Raw genomic sequence first — 15,327 nt, 5'->3', positions numbered from 1 at the left:
TAAATTCATATTGTTGTGTTATGTGTGGACTTTTTAGTAATTTAAAAATAGGAACAGTTGTTAAGAATTTTAAATGTGTGCATTGGATTCAGCACCTGAAAAAAATGGCTTGCGATTATATAAAGAGTATGTGATAAAACACATGGGTAAACGAAGTATTGGTTCTGTTAATGAATAACAGCGACGAATATGGGTTTGTTTATTTTTATTACAATCGGCGAATAAAGCGATTCAAAGGAAATTTTTGAAATGGCAAAAATCACTGGTACTGTGAAGTGGTTCAACGAGTCTAAAGGTTTTGGTTTTATTACTCCAGCTGATGGTAGCAAAGATGTATTTGTACATTTTTCTGCAATTATGAAAGATGGGTTTAAAACATTGTCTGAAGGCCAACAAGTTGAGTTTGAAATTCAGAATGGTCCTAAAGGTCCTGCGGCTGCAAATGTCACAGCTTTATAGTAACAAACTTATTTTGGCTGGTATTTTATTACTGACCAAATAGATTTATCGTTAGTTTTGTTTCTTAACGATAACTGATTGCAAATATCACTCTATTGAGCTACTAATAGAGTGATTTTTTATTTTGACTCGGGGCGTTCTTGATTGAACTGAGAAGTACCCGTATTACCTGATCTGGATAATGCCAGCGTAGGGAAGTCATGGTATCTCCTATTCTGATACTGGCTTTTCTTTGGCTGGTGCTAGGAGTCACCATCATGAGAATTAATTCATTGACCATCGCAGGAACCGATCCTAGCGGTGGTGCCGGCATTCAAGCTGATTTAAAAACTTTCTCCGCACTTGGAGCCTATGGCACAACAGTAATAACCGCTTTGGTTGCCCAAAATACGATGGGAGTTCAATCAGTTTATGACATTGATCCCCGCTTTGTCGCTGAGCAGCTTGAATCGGTGCTTTCTGATGTCAGAATGGATAGCATCAAGATAGGCATGTTATCCAATGTTGCCAATGTCAATGTAGTTGCAGAAGCTCTGAAACGTTATCCTGTTCCCCATATCGTGTTGGATACGGTTATGGTGGCTAAGAGTGGCGATCCCTTATTATCCCCAGAAGCAATAACGACGATGGTAGAGCAACTCTTGCCAAACGTCTCCCTAATTACGCCAAATTTGCCAGAAGCGGCAGCCATACTGAAATGTAACATTGCCGGGACGGAAGACGAAATGTTGCAACAGGGGCGGGAATTGCTTTCAATGGGATGTCAGGCGGTTTTACTGAAGGGGGGACACCTGGTTAATGAAGAAAGTCCAGATTGGTTGTTTACTGCTAAAGGAGAGTGGCGTTTTACTGCTCCCAGAATCAATACGCGACACACTCATGGCACAGGTTGTACGCTCTCTGCGGCGCTTGCTGCATTACGTCCCCGTTATCCTGATTGGGAAAACACACTGCCAGCGGCGAAAACTTATTTGCAGAATGCACTGACGCAGGCAGATACACTGGATGTTGGAAAGGGAATAGGGCCAGTGCACCATTTTCATCAATGGTGGTAGTGGAGGTACATAACCATATTGTGATTAAACGATGGGGATATGGTTATCCCCATCATGAAAAATGAAGAATTGAATAAGTTCAGTCAGGCAATGGTTACTTTCTTATCGAGGTAAACATCTTGAACCGAATGGATTAACTCCACCCCTTCTTTCATTGATTTTTTGAACGCTTTACGGCCAAGAATCAGCCCCATACCACCCGCTCGTTTGTTGATGACGGCAGTGCGAACCGAGTCGCTCAGGTCATTGGCTCCGGATGCACCGCCAGAGTTGATCAATCCTGCACGCCCCATATAACAGTTAGCAAGCTGATAACGGACCAGATCGATAGGATGCTCGGTTGTTAAATGGGTATAGACACGTTTGTCCGTGTGACCAAAGCCGATTGCAGTATATCCGCCATTGGTCTCAGCCATTTTTTGTTTAACGATATCTGCACCGATAGTTGCTGCCAGATGGTTAGCCTGGCCAGTTAAATCGGCGCTTGTATGGTAATCAACACCATCTTTCTTGAAAGCTGAATTGCGCAGATAGGCCCATAACACGGTTACCATGCCTAATTCGTGAGCACGTTCGAAGGCGGCGGAAATTTCTCCTATCTGACGGCGTGATTCGGTAGAGCCATAATAGATCGTTGCACCAACTGCAACCGCTCCCATATCAAATGCCTGTTCGACACTGGTATACAGGGTTTGGTCATATTGGGCTGGATAGGTTAATGCTTCATTGTGATTAAGTTTCACCAGAAACGGAATTTTATGGGCATAGCGGCGAGAGACAGATGCTAGAACACCATAAGTTGAAGCAACACAGTTACAACCCGCTTCGATCGCTAATTCAACGAGATTTTTGGGATCAAAATAGAGAGGGTTGGCTGCAAAAGAGGCACTGGCTGAATGTTCAACGCCTTGGTCTACTGGCAAAATCGAAAGATAGCCAGTCCCTGCCAGACGTCCATGATTCAATAAAGTCTGCATTGAACGCAGAACGGTATTTGGTCGATTGTTTTCGATCATGACTCGATCGACGAAATCTGCGCCGGGAAGGTAAAGATGTTCATTTTGGATAGTAGTACATTGATGCTGTAATAAACTTTCTGCGTCTTTTCCTAACAACTTAGCGATATCAGTCATAATGAACTCCAGTTTGCAAAAGGCGCTATTGATTGTTGTTTATATTTACGTTGAGCACAAGGTAAGCAGAGAAGGAAACAGCAGTGGATCGCTTCAGTTAGAACAGTATTTATTAAAATTTAACTATCTTGCGGGGTAGTGAAGTTAAATAATCATCATTTGGCATGATGTAAATTAAACATAAGTATTATTCTTCAATCTAATAATTTGAAAAGAGTTTTCCTAAAATTTCCTTCATTAAACTGAAGAATTATTAATGATATTTATCATGAGATGATTTTTTTATTTATAATAAATAGAGTTATTAATTGTTCGTTAGGGTATTTGTAATGAAGAAACAGAAAGTATTAATTAAAACAATATTTTTTTATTGTGGTTTTATTTTTAACCATTTGAATTTATTATATTTTATTTATTTTGGAATAAAAGAAAAGGCCAGCTCAAGGGAGATTGAGCTAGCCAAGGAGGTGGTTCCTAGTCTTACAGTAAAGCTTTTTTAGTTCTTCATTTTTCAAGCTCGATAATACGAGAAATAAAATAGCATTGATGTGATCTGTTTCTAAAAAAACAGAACAATTTCTTTAAAAGTTCATTTTCAGTTATTTTTCTTGTATTTCTTTTGTATGTAGTGTTCTGGCATTGGTTCCCTTTAAATTTCGGATAAGCAGCGCATAATTCAAAATAATTTCTTCAGGAATGGGCAGATAGACGATATGACCATCTCCGGGTGCTACTTCGATTGTCTGGCCTTTTTTATTTGCCATAGATTCCAGCGTAAAGTTGATATTACCTGATGGTGTCATCAGTTCCAGTTGATCTCCGACCAGAAATTTATTTTTTACGGTAACTTCCGCCAGACCATTTACGCGATTGCCAGTGAACTCGCCGACAAATTGCTGGGTATCTGACATTGAATAGCCGTATTCATAAGTCTGGTACGCGTCATGAGTATGGCGCCGCAGGAACCCTTCTGTGTAACCACGGTGTGCCAGACCTTCTAGTGTGGTCATCAGAGTGGAGTCAAAAGGCTTGCCAGCAGCTGCATCATCAATAGCACGACGATACACTTGTGCAGTACGAGCACAATAATAGAAGGATTTAGTGCGGCCTTCGATTTTCAGTGAATGAACCCCTATATTGGCCAACCTTTCGACATGCTCAATCGCACGAAGATCTTTCGAATTCATGATATAAGTGCCATGCTCATCTTCAAAAGCACTCATATATTCCCCTGGACGTTTGGCTTCTTCAATCATGAATATCTTGTCTGTCGGCGCTCCCTGCCCAAGTGTCGGTTCAATGTTTTTGACCGGAATAGGATCATGCATATGAACGATATTACCGATATTATCTTCCTTGCCTTCCTGCACATTGTATTCCCAGCGGCAGGCATTGGTACAGGTTCCCTGATTTGGATCGCGTTTGTTGATATAGCCTGATAACAGACAGCGACCAGAATAAGCCATACAAAGTGCACCATGAACAAAAACTTCAAGCTCCATATCAGGAACTTGCTGACGTATTTCAGTAATTTCTTCCAGCGAAAGCTCACGGGAGAGAATAACGCGTGTCAGTCCCATCTGTTTCCAGAATTTAACCGTGGCCCAGTTAACGGCATTGGCCTGAACTGAAAGGTGGATATCTATCTCAGGAAATGCTTCACGTACCATCATAATTAAGCCAGGATCGGACATAATCAACGCATCAGGCCTCATTTCAACGACGGGTTTTAAGTCGCGGATAAATGTTTTCAGCTTTGCATTGTGGGGAGCAATATTGACGACAACATAAAAACGCTTGCCTAACTCGTGCGCTTCCTTAATCCCTTGAGCCAGAGTTTCATGATTAAATTCATTATTGCGGACACGCAGACTATAACGGGGCTGCCCGGCATAAATGGCGTCTGCACCATAAGCAAACGCGTAGCGCATGTTTTTCAAGGAGCCGGCAGGAGACAGTAATTCTGGAGTAAACATAATTAATAACGTTCTCGATCTGAGTTCAAGTCAGGCCTTGCCATTAAAAGCAAGGTTAAGGGAGTAATAATTTTAACGTTTAATCCATCTATGGCACAAATTTATTGTGGAAATATAATTGTGCTTACAGCCGATGAAAAAGGAAGAAGCTAAGTTTATTCTCAGCGGCTAGTTGCCTGAAGTGATGATTCAAGCTTATTTATGAGATCAATATTCCTCGTCCCGCATAAAATTTATTGAAAATTTCTATGGAAATGGTCACGTTGACTTGGCTTTTGTGATTATCGCCGGAAGGGTTATGAAAAGTCACTTCGGTAGGTGTAGCTTTGGTGACAAGTACAAGATGCCCCCCTTTTTTATCAGGTGTCTGTTGTGGCCATCTTATGTCAGGGTGGACGGAGGCGATATATAAGCTACCATCGGCTAATACTTTGTGAAGATTTTCAGTTGTGAAGTTGGTCTTGATTTGAGCAGTAATTCCAAACTGCTCGGATAACATGGAAACTACGGGAGCATAGATCATGCCTCTGATATGATTTTCTTCAACTTGATACGCGCCGTAAGTGATTGCCATTTTAGTTAATGTCAGCAGCGGATAAATTTTATCGGTACGAGAGGCAAGTAACATCTTGATACAGGCCATACCGCAGATATGATTCGCCCATGTAGCATATTCTTCTGGCGAGTTTGCGCCAGATTGTACCCATAGCGGATCATTAATAAGAAGCAACCGTTGATGAATAATATCTGCTGCCAAGTGGGCTGATTCCCACTGAGAAAAATAAGGAACTTTCATATTTTCTCCACGAACATAAATAAAATAGCGACAAGCGCTATGAAGGAAAATATTATCAGCTTAAGTTTAACCTGAATTTTACACAGTCAAGCTTTGAGGCAAAAAAGATCTTATGATTTGGAAATGATTAACCGTGGTATTTTGGATATCCCTTAGGGATCAGGTAGATGGAATTGATTATTACGGTTCCAGTTGGATGAATTTTCATTGGAAGTAGTATCAAAGAGCGGGCATTACGCTTTCAATGTAGTGAGAGTGATGATGAACATTCACATTAAACGGCATATCTCCGCTTCCCAACGATAGCCCAACCCATAAATAGAGCGAATGAAGGACTTATCCTCATCTAATTGTTCCAATTTTCTGCGCAAGTTCTTGATATGGCTGTCGATAGTACGGTCATTAACAATACGGTGATCATCATAGAGGTTATTTAACAGTTGATCGCGGGAGAATACTCGTCCGGGTTGGCTGGACATGATCTTCAGTAAGCGAAACTCAACAGGCGTCAGCTCAAGGACGCGATCAAGATAACGCGCTTGAAAATGATTTTCATCAATTGTCAGGGAGCCATGTTCGCTGATGATATCTTGTGGACGATAGCAACGGCGCAAAATGGTCTTCACTCTGGCAACCATTTCCCTTGGGCTATAAGGCTTGCAGATATAATCGTCGGCACCGATTTCCAACCCCAGTAGCCGGTCAATTTCTTCTGTTCTGGCGGTCATCATCACAATGGGAATATCAGAAAACCGGCGAATTTCGCGACAAATCGATATCCCATCAAGGCCGGGTAGCATGATATCAAGCAGGATAATATCAGGCTGGTGCTTCTGAACATGGGCAATAACTTCATCACCACGTATCAGCCATTGTGTCTGATAATCTGCGGCTTGTAGATAATCAACGAGCAGTTGCCCTAATTTTGGCTCATCTTCAACGATTAAAACAGTATATTGTGTAGAATGCGTGCTCATTGTGCTTTATATTCAGGCAGTTCAACCAGCGGTAATTCTACGTGAATTTTAAGACCACCTAAAGATGATCTTTCTGCATAAATAACGCCATCGTGTGCTTCGACGATATTGTAACAGATCGCCAGCCCCAAACCTGAACCACCACTGGCGCGATTACGGGAAGACTCGCAGCGGTAAAAACGTTCAAAAATCTGTTGGCACTGCTCGACAGTCAGTCCGGGGGCGCTATCCTGCCAATTTAAGATCCACTTTTGGGGAGTGAGATGTGCCTGAATGATAACTTTTCCGGGAGCAGCGGTATAGCGCAGGCTATTTTCCAGCAAGTTTTGGAATAACTGTGTTAACCGACCTGGGTCTGCGAACAGAATTGCGTTTTCCGTCAAATTCAGTTCCAGTGTGATCTGCTTGTCAGCAAAACGTCCACGATAAGCGGCTAGGGTGACTTGCAGCAGATCGCTGGCATTGGTCAGTTCCTGTCGGTAGGCTAACGAACCACGATCAGAAAGGGATAATGAATGCAAATCATCCACCAGCTTTGTCAATGTGGTGATTTCGGTCAGTAGTGAGTGGATTGTCTCTGGCGTTGATTGGCGAACGCCATCCTGCAAAGCTTCCAGTTCACCGCGCAGCACAGAAAGTGGAGTACGCAGTTCATGAGAAATATCCACCATATAATCACGGCGCATTTGTTCATTTTTTTCCAGTGTACTGGCAAGCCGATTAAAGTCCGATGCTAACTGACCAATTTCATCTGTACTGGATGGTTTCACACGAACACTGAAATCACCCGCGGCAAGTTTATGTGTTCCTTCCACTAACCGTTTAACGGGTTTTAGAAAACCACGGGACAGGAGAAAAGTGGCAATCAGAGCCAGTAAGGTTGAAAAACCAGCAATAATCCAACTGGTTAATTGCTGCTGGCGGTCAAAATTGATATCCGCTTGACGAGTGATTTTATCTGATGTGCTGACAATGACCCAACCGACGATATTATTTTTATAAATCACTGATTTTCGATAAGTGTCCGTAGGGATTTTACCCGCATGACCGACCAGACGATGCATTTGATTGTCAACGACCCAGAATTGACTGCGCCAGCCACGGGATGACGGACTTTGGCGGCTATCACTGTTTTGTTCAATAGTTCGAATGATTTGAAAGATCATCCGATCGTTTTGAAGCAGGAAATCCCAGTTACCATATTTCTGGTATTGTTCCGTCAATGCTTCTGCCATCTTATTGGCACGCATTTGGCTATTTTGCTTGATATAACCAATGAAACTATGCTGGAAGCTGAGGCGAATCCCCCAGTGCATTGTCACTAGCACCAGCATACAGGTTGCGAAAATAGCTAAAAATAGCTTACCACTGATACCTATTCTTATCATGTGTCTCATGATGGTCTCACCGCCTGAGATTTTATCGTACGGCGGTGGTGCCATTTTTCACGCAGTCGGTCAAAAAACAGATACACAACAGGCGTGGTATATAATGTAAGAAGCTGGCTCATCACCAGACCTCCGACAATGGTAATACCCAGTGGCTGACGCAGTTCAGCCCCATCACCGCTATTCAGAACCAAAGGTAAGGCGCCGAACAATGCAGAAAGGGTAGTCATCATAATTGGCCTGAAGCGCAATAAACTGGCCTGAAGTATCGCTTCTTGTGCACTTAATTTTCCACTCTTCTGCGCTTCAAGGGCAAAATCCACCATAATGATGGCATTTTTCTTCACAATGCCAATTAGTAGCATGATCCCAATCATGGCGATCAGACTAAATGGTGTATTGAACAGCTCTAGTGCAAGTAAAGCACCCACTCCCGCAGAAGGCAGAGTGGAAAGGATTGTCAGAGGATGGATATAACTCTCATAGAGCACCCCTAAAACCAGATAAACGGTCACAATAGCCGCCAGGATCACCCACAATTGTGAGCTCTGAGTTTTCTGAAAATCCTGGGCTGTGCCTGCGAAAGAGCTGCGTACTGCAGAAGGGACACTCAACTCTGTCATTGTTCTTTCTATCGCACTGATCGCATCCGACAGTGTATAGTTTTTCGCGACATTGAAAGCGATAGTCGAGGAGGCTGACAGCCCCTGATGGTAAACACCCAATGGTGCATTCGCAGGTTGCCAGCGGGCAAAATAGGAAAGTGGAATACGTTCACCTTTGGCATTGATCACAAACATTTTTTCTAATGAGCTGGCATCTTGTGTATATTCAGGTGCGACTTCCATGACCACTTTGTATTGATTCCGGGGCAGATAAATTGTGGAAATAGACTGCTGCCCGAAAGCATTGCTAAGCAAAGCATTAGCTTCATTGACACTAATGCCCAAACGAGCCATCAGATCACGATCATAGATAATGGCTATTTCTGAGCCTTTACCTTCATAATCTGAATTAACATCAGTCAATTGAGGCAATTTCGTCAATGCCTTGCGAATAACAGGTTCCCATTTGCGCAGTTCACCAAGATCATCGGACAGCAACGTAAACTGATAAATTGATTTAGCACCGCCGCGTCCACCCGATCTGAGATCCTGAACGGGGATCAAATACAGTTGGGCACCCGCTTCATTCGAGAGTTTCCCTTTTAAACGGGTCATCACTTGTTCAATACTTTCAGTACGCTCTCTCAGTGGCTTTAGTGCTATCAACATAACTCCTGAGCGGCTCTCAGTAAATCCTGATACATTTTCGACCGTTGGATCGGCATCAATGACCTGCATAAAATGTTTCATCTTGTCGCGCATGGCCTGGAATGAACTGTTTTCATCGGCAACGACGAATCCCAAGAGTCGTCCGGTATCTTGCTGAGGAAAAAAGGTTTTCGGGATGTTGATATAGAGCCAAACATTCAGCACAACGATACCAACTAATGTTAGCAGTACCCAACGGGTATGATTGAGTACCCATTTCAGAGAACGCCCATAGCCCTGCTGAATTTTCAACAGTACCTTGCTAAAACCTCTAATACGTTTTTGCGATTTTTTCGGTGATGATTTGAGCAGACGTGCGCACATCATCGGGGTTAAGGTAAGAGAAATCAGTAGTGAAATTCCGATAGCTGTCGCGAGTGTCACGGCAAAGTCGCGGAACAGCCTGCCGAGTAATTCATCAATCAATACAAGCGGAATAAAAACTGCAACGAGTGAAACACTCATGGCAAGAACCGTGAATCCAACCTCTCTGACACCCTTTAGTGCGGCTTGGGCAGGCTTCAATCCAGCTTCCAGATGGCGGGAAATATTTTCCAGTACCACAATGGCATCATCGACAACAAATCCTGTCGCAATGGTCAATGCCATCAGAGAGAGGTTATTCAGGCTGAAACCACACAAATACATGGCAGTGAATGTACCAATGAGTGATACAGGCACTGCAATTGCGGGAATCAGGGTGGCGCGGCCTGAACGCAAAAACAGAAAAACCACCAGAATCACTAAAGCGACAGCAATGGCGAGTGACTGTTTCACTTCTTGCAGGGAGGCACGAATGGGCGGTGAGCGATCCTGTGCGACGTTAAGCTGAATATTGGCAGGAATAGATTCACGCAGAACAGGCAGTTCAGCACGAATTCGGTCTATGGTTGCAATGATATTGGCTCCCGATTCACGACGAATCATCAGTACGATGGCGGGGTTACCTCCGGACATTCCTGCTGCTCGAATATCTTCGATGGAATCCTTGAGATTAGCAACGTCCTGCAAACGCACAGGAGAACCATTACGATAATGCACAATAATGGAGCGATAACTGTCTGCGCTCTTCAGTTCGTCATTAGTCTGTATTTGCCAGTTCTGTTGTGCTGAATCCACATGTCCTGTTGGACGTTGGGCATTGGCACTGTTGATGGCTTGGCTGACATCATTGAGTGAAACGCCCTGATTGAACAAGGCATTGGGATTCAGTTCAATCCTTACCGCAGGCAGGGAACTGCCTCCGACAGACACATTACTGACGCCTTCTACTTGGGAAAGCTTTTGGGCAAGGTATGTTGAGGCAATATCATACAGTTGCCCTTCACTATAATTAGTTGACGTTAAAGTCAAAACCATGATCGGAGCATCAGAGAGATTCGCCTTATAGTACCTTGGCCGGCTTGGCATACCGGAAGGCAGCAGGCTTTCTGCTGCATTGATCGCCGCTTGGACATCCCGTGCGGCGCCATTGATATCCCGGCTAAGTTCGAATTCCAACGTAATGTTGGTATTGCCTAGCGAACTGTCGGAGGTCATCTCCTTCACGCCAGCAATCTTACCGAGTGAACGTTCCAACGGTGTAGCGACGGAAGATGCCATGGTTTCAGGTGATGCGCCTGGCATGTAAGCACTAACTGAAATGAAGGGGAAGTCCATCTTCGGTAGCGGCGATACAGGCAGCAGAACAAAACTGAGTGCGCCACATAAAGTGATGGCTAAACTCAGTAGCGTCGTGGCAACAGGCCGCTGGATAAATAGGGCGAAAAACTTCACAGCGGCTCCTGATGATTAACCGATGAATGATCTAATTCCCCTTGATTCTGGCTCTGGAGTCTGTTTTGGCGTTTGTTTTTAAAATAGTTCGCTAATCGGTCAAATAACAGATAAATAACAGGAGTGGTAAATAGCGTCAGGATCTGGCTCATGATCAATCCGCCCACCATACAGATACCTAATGGACGGCGTAACTCTGCCCCGATTCCCGTACTGAGCATTAACGGTAATGCTCCCAGCAGCGCAGCCATCGTCGTCATCAGAATGGGTCTGAAACGCAGAAGGCAAGCCTGAAAAATCGCATCATAAGGCGACATGCCTTTTTCACGTTCTGCCGCCAGGGCAAAATCGATCATCATGATGGCGTTTTTCTTCACAATACCGATCAGCAAAATGATCCCGATAATGGCAATAATATCTAACTCATAGCCACCCATCATCAGGGCTAACAATGCCCCTACGCCGGCAGTGGGCAAAGTTGACAGGATCGTAACAGGATGAATAAAACTTTCGTACAGAATACCCAGCACGATATACATGGAGATAACGGCAGCCAAAATCAGCCATAGGGTATTGCCGAGCGCATTCTGGAACGCCAGTGTTGCTCCTTGAAATTGCGTATTGATGTTTTTTGGCATCCCAATCGACCGCTCTGTTTCTTTGACTGCATTAACCGCGGCTTCAAGGGAAGACTCTTGCGCGACATTGAACGAAAAAGTGACAGCAGGAAATTGTTGCAGATGATTGATGGATAAGTACCCTAATTTTTGCTCAACAGTGGCAATTGTACTGAGTGGTACTACCTTGTTATCGGTTCCGATCAGGTGAACATTATTGAGTGCACTTATACCCGCTTCATTTTGTGTATCCTGCTCAAGGATCACCCGATATTGGTTAGCTTGGGTGTAAATCGTTGAAATCAAGCGTTGGCCAAAAGCGTTGTACAGTGCATTATCTATGGCAGTCATGGAAATACCTAATCGACTGGCCATATCACGATTGACATTGATATAAGCCACTAACCCCCGATTTTGCCAGTCAGTACCAACATCCACCAATTCAGGGCGCTGTTTCAGTGCTTCCTGTAGTTTGGGAACCCAAATGTTAAGGTCACTAGAGACAGTCGCCTGCAATGTAAATTGATATTGCGTGCGGGCAACTTGGGTATCAATCATCAAATCCTGTGTCGGTTGTAGATACAGTTTGACGTCAGGTACGTTAGCAACGCGAGCCTGTAGGCGCGGGATGATCTCATCAACTCGGATATCACGCTGATTGAGAGGCTTTAAGGTGATTTGCAGACGCCCGCTATTCAGCGTTGAGTTGCTGCCATCAACACCAATGAACGTTGTCACATTCTCTACATCAGGATCTTGCAGTAGCAGAGCCGTTACCTGCCGCTGTTTATCTGACATGGCATTGAATGAAATAGATTGCGGCGCTTCCAGTGTACCCTGAATCAAACCGTTATCCTGTAATGGGAAAAATCCTTTTGGGATCGTTAAATAGAGCAGGGCGGTGAATGCCAATGTGCTGAATGCAACTCCGAGAGTTATCCAAGGATGATTTAAAACCCGTTTCAGCCATTCGCCATATATTGCAATTATTCGCTCAAAGAAGTGTTCACTAGCCTGTTCAAAGCGGTTATGTTTAATTTCAGCTTCTGCTTTTAGCATCCGTGCGCACATCATTGGTGTTAATGTGAGTGATACCACGGCAGAAATTAAAATGGCGACAGCAAGTGTAATGGCGAATTCTCGGAACAGCCGGCCGACAATATCTCCCATGAACAAAAGTGGGATCAGAACGGCAATTAATGAAAACGTTAAGGAGATGATGGTAAAACCGATTTCTCCTGCTCCTTTCAGGGCAGCAGCCATCGGTTTTTCTCCTCGTTCGATATAGCGGGAGATATTTTCGATCACAACAATTGCATCATCTACAACGAAACCTGCTGCGATGGTTAATGCCATCAACGTGAGGTTATTGACAGAGAAACCACAGAAATACATGACGGCAAATGTGCCAACCAGAGAAAGTGGCACCGCAATGCTTGGAATTAAGGTCGCTGTTGCATTACGTAAAAACAGATAAATCACCATCACGACTAGCGCGATAGCCAGTAACAACTCAAACTGAACATCTTGAACCGACGCACGAATAGTGACAGTCCGATCTGTCAAAATATCCACGTTAACCGATTTGGGCAAGCTGTTGATCAACTCCGGCAGCATGGCACGGATATTGTCCGTGGTATCGATGACATTGGCACCAGGCTGACGTTGAACGTTGATAACAATGGCGGGTTTCTCATTTGCCCAAGCGCCTAATTTGGTATTTTCCGCTCCTCGTTCAATAGTCGCGACATCACGCAGACGAATAGGAGCACCATTTTTATAGGCCACGATCAAATTGCGGTATTCGTCGATGGATTTCATTTGATCGTTGGTGGTTAACGTCACTGAGCGAGTCGGGCCATCAAAACTGCCTTTTGCTGAACTCACATTCGCATTCATTATTGTGGTACGAATGGCTTCGCTGTTTAATCCCTGTGCGGCGATGGCCTGTGCATTAAACTTCACGCGCACAGCCGGACGCTGCCCACCAGCCAGTGTCACCAAGCCAACTCCTCCGACTTGAGAAATACGCTGGGCAATACGGGTCTCCACCATATCTTGTATCTGAGTCATCGGCAGGGCATCAGAAGTGACGGCCAACGTCAAGATAGGAGGATCAGCCGGATTGACCTTGCTGTAAATTGGCGGATAAGGCAGGTCATGGGGTAATAGATTCGTCGCTGCATTAATCGCTGCCTGTACATCCTGCTCCGCGACATCTAATGGCAACGAGAGCTGGAACACTAGTGTTATAACGGAGGCGCCCCCAGAACTTTGTGACGTCATCTGTTTCAGGCCGGACATCTTCCCGAATTGACGTTCTAGCGGGGCGGTTACGACAGACGTCATGATATCGGGACTCGCTCCGGGGTAGAGAGTCACCACCTGAATAGTAGGGTAATCCACTTGAGGTAAAGCGGAAACTGGCAGCATCCGGTAGCCGATGATCCCTGCCAGTAGTATTGCCATCATAAACAGCGTGGTAGCAACAGGACGTAGAATAAACAGGCGAGATGGGCCACCGCCAGTCATTGGAGAATCAGAATGCATTAAGTATTCTCCACCTTACTGTTTGATGGCTTTGACTTATCAGTCTTATCGTGAGTATTGGCAGATTCTGATTTCAGTGGTTTGACAATATTGACGCCAGTACCTTCGGTTAATTGGTCAGTACCATCCGTAACGACTCGATCACCTGTTGCCAGACCTTTGCTGATGACCACCAACTGAGCATTTTGTAATCCGATTGTGACTTTATGTTTGTTAACTTTGTTTTCTTTATTCACCTTCCAGACATAATGCCCCTCATTACTCATCTGTAATGCGGCATTCGGGATAACGATGGCATTTTCCAGTGTGTTAACCTTAATCTGAATATTGACAAATTGATTGGGAAACAGCGCGTTGTTTTGGTTATCGAATCGTGCCTTCATCTTAATTGTGCCAGTAGCAACATCAATCAGGTTATCGATACTGAGTAATTTACCTTGTGCCAATTGCTGTTGGTTATTGCGATCCCAAGCGGTGACGACAACATCCTTATTGTTTTTCTGTGCTTTCAATACCGCGCTGATATCGTTTTCCGGCAGGGCAAACAACACATCAATCGGATCGACCTGAGTGATGATCACGAGTGGAGTTCCTCCACCGGCAGATATGTAATTGCCAACATCAATCTTTTTCAGACCAACACGGCCGGAAATAGGGGCTGTAATCCGGCTGTAAGTCAATTGCAGTTTCGCGTCATCAATACCTGACTGATCGGCTTTCAGGAGAGCTTCATACTGGCGCACTGTAGAAATCTGCTTATCTAGATCCTGTCGGGAGATTGATTTGTTTTTTGCTAATTGCTGATAACGGACTAAATCCTGTCGGGCATTGGCTAGTGTTGCCTGATCTTTGGCATATTGCCCTTGTACTTTTGCCAGTTGGATTCGAAAGGAACGGGGATCAATTTCTGCTAATAAATCGCCTTGCTTGACGAACTGACCCTCATCAAAATGCAAGGCGGTTAATTGGCCAGCAACAAGGCTGGTGACAGTCACGGTACTGGCCGCCTGAACAGTACCTAGTCCTCCTAAATAATGGGGTACGGCCTGTATTTTGGCTGTTGCTACTTGCACAGGCGGTTGTGGAGAATGCCTTAAATTTTGCGGAGATTTTGATGCCTGAGCCGATTTTTCTTCTGATATTGTGGGCGTTTTGAAATAGTTCCACGTAAAATAAGCGGCTGCGATGACAACGGCTAGTACCGCAAATCGGAAAAAATAAGTACGACGTTTATTCTTCATGTGCTCGACATTCTCTCAGTATTGTTGCGGTGACCCGTCACGCAGC

The 15,327-nt window shown here is 44.4% G+C and carries 10 protein-coding genes and 1 riboswitch; of the genes, 2 read left to right on the top strand and 8 right to left on the bottom strand.

Features of this window, described 5'->3' with window-relative positions:
- Positions 1 to 249: 249 nt before the first annotated feature.
- Complete coding sequence (gene cspE, locus PSI22_RS10050) at positions 250 to 459, top strand: transcription antiterminator/RNA stability regulator CspE (RefSeq protein WP_038195172.1); 210 nt, start codon at positions 250 to 252, stop codon at positions 457 to 459.
- Positions 460 to 579: 120 nt separating this feature from the next.
- Positions 580 to 672, top strand: a riboswitch (TPP riboswitch).
- Positions 673 to 713: 41 nt separating this feature from the next.
- A complete protein-coding gene (gene thiD / locus PSI22_RS10045; protein ID WP_273579648.1) occupies positions 714 to 1,514 on the top strand; it encodes a bifunctional hydroxymethylpyrimidine kinase/phosphomethylpyrimidine kinase in 801 nt (266 codons plus the stop codon).
- Positions 1,515 to 1,597: 83 nt separating this feature from the next.
- Here the strand turns inward: thiD and fbaB are convergent, their stop codons facing one another.
- The 8 genes from fbaB to PSI22_RS10005 all read right to left on the bottom strand — a co-directional run bounded on the left by fbaB (position 1,598) and on the right by PSI22_RS10005 (position 15,281).
- Positions 1,598 to 2,647 (bottom strand): class I fructose-bisphosphate aldolase, encoded by a 1,050-nt coding sequence (gene fbaB / locus PSI22_RS10040; protein ID WP_273579622.1) that lies wholly within the window; start codon positions 2,645 to 2,647, stop codon positions 1,598 to 1,600.
- Positions 2,648 to 3,246: 599 nt separating this feature from the next.
- Positions 3,247 to 4,623 carry a prephenate-dependent tRNA uridine(34) hydroxylase TrhP gene (gene trhP, locus PSI22_RS10035; protein WP_273579621.1) on the bottom strand — a complete coding sequence of 459 codons (1,377 nt, stop codon included), beginning with the start codon at positions 4,621 to 4,623 and terminating at the stop codon, positions 3,247 to 3,249.
- Between the two features lie 199 nt (positions 4,624 to 4,822).
- Entirely contained in the window at positions 4,823 to 5,419 is a 597-nt protein-coding gene (locus PSI22_RS10030) for a cysteine peptidase family C39 domain-containing protein (RefSeq protein ID WP_273579620.1), read from the bottom strand.
- A 269-nt stretch (positions 5,420 to 5,688) separates the two neighbouring features.
- The gene (baeR, locus tag PSI22_RS10025; protein WP_273579619.1) at positions 5,689 to 6,396 is read right to left on the bottom strand and encodes an envelope stress response regulator BaeR; all 708 of its coding nucleotides are present in this window, start codon (positions 6,394 to 6,396) and stop codon (positions 5,689 to 5,691) included.
- Entirely contained in the window at positions 6,393 to 7,781 is a 1,389-nt protein-coding gene (baeS, locus tag PSI22_RS10020; protein ID WP_273579647.1) for an envelope stress sensor histidine kinase BaeS, read from the bottom strand. Before baeS ends, baeR begins: the two co-directional genes overlap by 4 nt.
- A gap of 8 nt (positions 7,782 to 7,789) precedes the next feature.
- Positions 7,790 to 10,873 (bottom strand): multidrug efflux RND transporter permease subunit MdtC, encoded by a 3,084-nt coding sequence (gene mdtC / locus PSI22_RS10015; RefSeq protein ID WP_273579618.1) that lies wholly within the window; start codon positions 10,871 to 10,873, stop codon positions 7,790 to 7,792.
- Positions 10,870 to 14,040, bottom strand: coding sequence for an MdtB/MuxB family multidrug efflux RND transporter permease subunit (locus PSI22_RS10010; RefSeq protein WP_273579617.1), 3,171 nt, complete (start codon positions 14,038 to 14,040; stop codon positions 10,870 to 10,872). Before PSI22_RS10010 ends, mdtC begins: the two co-directional genes overlap by 4 nt.
- Positions 14,040 to 15,281, bottom strand: a complete 1,242-nt coding sequence (locus tag PSI22_RS10005) for an MdtA/MuxA family multidrug efflux RND transporter periplasmic adaptor subunit (protein WP_273579616.1) — start codon at positions 15,279 to 15,281, stop codon at positions 14,040 to 14,042. The genes PSI22_RS10010 and PSI22_RS10005 overlap by 1 nt, the downstream gene beginning before the upstream one ends.
- Between the last annotated feature and the right edge of the window lie 46 nt (positions 15,282 to 15,327).

Origin of the sequence: Xenorhabdus aichiensis (assembly GCF_028598775.1) — a bacterium.
In the GTDB taxonomy this organism is placed as follows: Bacteria; Pseudomonadota; Gammaproteobacteria; order Enterobacterales; family Enterobacteriaceae; genus Xenorhabdus; species Xenorhabdus bovienii.
Note: the sequence above shows the minus strand (reverse complement) of the source record. Positions and strands in the feature narration are given on the sequence as shown.